General features: G+C 29.3%; 4 protein-coding genes. All 4 read left to right on the top strand.

Annotated elements, in window-relative coordinates; translation table 11 throughout:
- On the top strand, positions 1-350 hold a 350-nt coding region (locus VNJ50_RS15240; protein ID WP_325583151.1), incomplete at its 5' end, for a hypothetical protein.
- Between the two features lie 1,455 nt (positions 351-1,805).
- Positions 1,806-2,207 carry a hypothetical protein gene (locus tag VNJ50_RS15235; RefSeq protein WP_325583150.1) on the top strand — a complete coding sequence of 134 codons (402 nt, stop codon included), beginning with the start codon at positions 1,806-1,808 and terminating at the stop codon, positions 2,205-2,207.
- Between the two features lie 46 nt (positions 2,208-2,253).
- Positions 2,254-2,424, top strand: a complete 171-nt coding sequence (locus tag VNJ50_RS15230) for a DpnD/PcfM family protein (RefSeq protein ID WP_325583149.1) — start codon at positions 2,254-2,256, stop codon at positions 2,422-2,424.
- Positions 2,425-2,449: 25 nt separating this feature from the next.
- A partial coding sequence (locus VNJ50_RS15225; protein ID WP_325583148.1) for a hypothetical protein occupies positions 2,450-2,663 on the top strand: 214 nt, incomplete at its 3' end.

The raw sequence follows: 2,663 nt of genomic DNA, 5'->3' as shown, positions 1-2,663 counted from the left end.
GTAAAAACATTGGTTATGCAAAGAATTTAAAAGAGTTTATTGATGTTGTTCAAAAATATTACAAGGCAAATGTAGAACTTTGGAAAAGGCAATGGGAAAGTAAAGTTTTAGCTGATAAATGGGATAATGTGCCAAAATATACAAGTAATGGAGAGAAGATTGTTTCAACTTATAATATTATTAATAATAAATTTATAATTAGAGTATATAGTAATCCATATTCTGTTGCTGATAGAAAATATAAGACCATTAGTTATAATTCAATACAAATTGAAATAATGAGATGGTGGAGTGCAGACGAATGGAAAGAGTATTTGTCTAAATGTGGGGATGAATACAATAGTTTTTAGTTGTTGTTATTTATAAAAGGGAACAGTATCTGTTCTCTTTTTTTGTTTCAATGGATAGGACATTTAAAAATCGTAACACAAATCAAGCTGCACCATTTACGAAGTGCAAAAAAATGATCTTCCACTTTGTTACAGAACTTTTTTTTGCACGCATACAGAAGAATTCTTGACCGACTCATTTCATAAAAATAAAATCCTTTGATAGTATTTTATTTATTATTCATTCACTGGTAATAATTCTATTTCTGTATTTTCGGATGGTGCTTGCTTTTTATTTGTGTTACGTTGAAACCCCCACAAGTGGGGAGAGGGGAAAGAGGATGATAAAATACAACAGCTGAAGAATTATTTTATTATCATAATTTCCTTTTCGCATTTTTCCTTATCGAGTATAACAGCCATTTTCTATTTCTTATTTCGTACCTCATTCGAAATCTCAAAAGGCAATTATACCCACACAACAAAATCAATTCATTCCATTCCAGTAAAAACAAAATCTCTTAATGATATTTTTTTTTACTTCACTTCATTCATTCATTTTTTGGTAGTTGTGCTTTTCGATGTGAAAAATACTGCAAGGAAACAATGAGTTTAAACCCCCAAAATTGGGGAGAGAGGAAAGAGGATGATAAAATACAACAGCTGATAATGATATTATTATAGAACCTTCCTTTCCGTATCTTCACTTATCGAGTATAACAGCCATTTTCCTTTTCTCCTTCGTACCTCATACGCAAAGTAAAAAGGCAATTATACCCATACAGCAAAATCAATTCATTCCATTCCAGTAAAAACAAAATCTCTTGATGATATTTTTTTTTACTTCATTTCATTCATTCATTTTTTGGTAGCTGTATGTGTCGATGCTCGATACTACAAGGAAAGTTCTAAAGGTCACCTGATGGTGTTATTTTATAGCAATTTTACTTCGCCTTTTATGTTTTAATACTCAAACTATCGTATTAATAAAAGACTTATAAAATTGCATTAAACCCCCAAACATTGGGGAGAGAGGAAAGCGTTTTATAATCCTCTTCATTCCTTCCAAAAATAATTGAGTGATCCTTACAGGAACATCAATTATTTCTTCCAGTCATTCTTCTGATTAATTCTTTTTCTAATATCAAAAACAAAGAAAACTCCGAACTCCGTTAATGTCAAGGTTAAAGTGCATTTTCTCAAAATAATCTTCCTTTTTTCAAAAGAGTATTTTTTTGAGAAAAACCTTGACAACACTTCCGTTCTCCGCAGAAGAAAGTTTTATGATTTTGGAAAAAAAATTTTTGTTTGGTGATGGTGTGTAGCTATACTATTAGTGTTTTAGTAACATCTTTTAGCCTTTACAGTCCTCACTTACAGAGAGTTTTAACATTATAAATTAGTTAGTATAATAGTAAATTAGTATCTTTACTATGTAAATAAGAAATAACAATAACCCACTTAAAGAAACTCAAAATGAATAATTCAAAAGACAAAGTAGCAAACATTGATTTAACTGAATATAAATATCACATGTTTAGCAGACCTTTTGGAATCGGTACTTATCCAAACGATAATTTTTTGCGATGGGAGGATGATAATACACGCTATGGTGTATTAGTTTATTCAAAGCCTGTTCCTATTGCAGACTTCTCACATTATAGCCTTGTGCCTATTACAGAAGCTGAAATGTTGGATGGGAAAACAATCTACTTAAAAGATATTCCTATATCATTAAAAGTAATCGTAAACCATAGAGGAGTATATATTTTTGAACTAACTTTTACAGTTGGGAAAGAGGAACATAAGGATTGTAACAGTATAGAAAATGTTATGAGATACCTTGAAGAAGGTAACTATAGTTACAGTAATTCATAACAATAATTTTTGAAGTTGCGCACGACACGAAACAGTGTATATAATTATGAAAACTTATACTATCGAAATAAAAGAAGAATTATCAAGATGTGTTGATGTTAAAGCTAATTCAATAGATGATGCTAAAGCTATAATTCAAGAACAATATTATAATGAAAATATAATTCTTGACAGTGATGATTTTGTTTCTACTGAATTTATTGAATATAAGAAATAACCATTTTTAAAATAATGTTATGAGAATGATTACAAAAGCATTTATTAAGGAGAGAACAGAATCTTTCAATATAAATAAGAATGGCATGAAAGTAAAATTATTTACATTCAAGTTTGGGAACATAAATATATCTCATTGTGAAAGGGTGGCTGAATGTGATTATTTTGATGAATATCATCAATGGGATGATGTGTATATACAATTAGTATCTTATTATGATTATGTTTATCAAAATGGTA

This window comes from Gelidibacter sp., from assembly GCF_035577925.1.
GTDB lineage: Bacteria > Bacteroidota > Bacteroidia > Flavobacteriales > Flavobacteriaceae > Gelidibacter.
The sequence above is the reverse complement of the archived record's forward strand: the minus strand, read 5'-3'. Positions and strand labels throughout refer to the sequence as shown.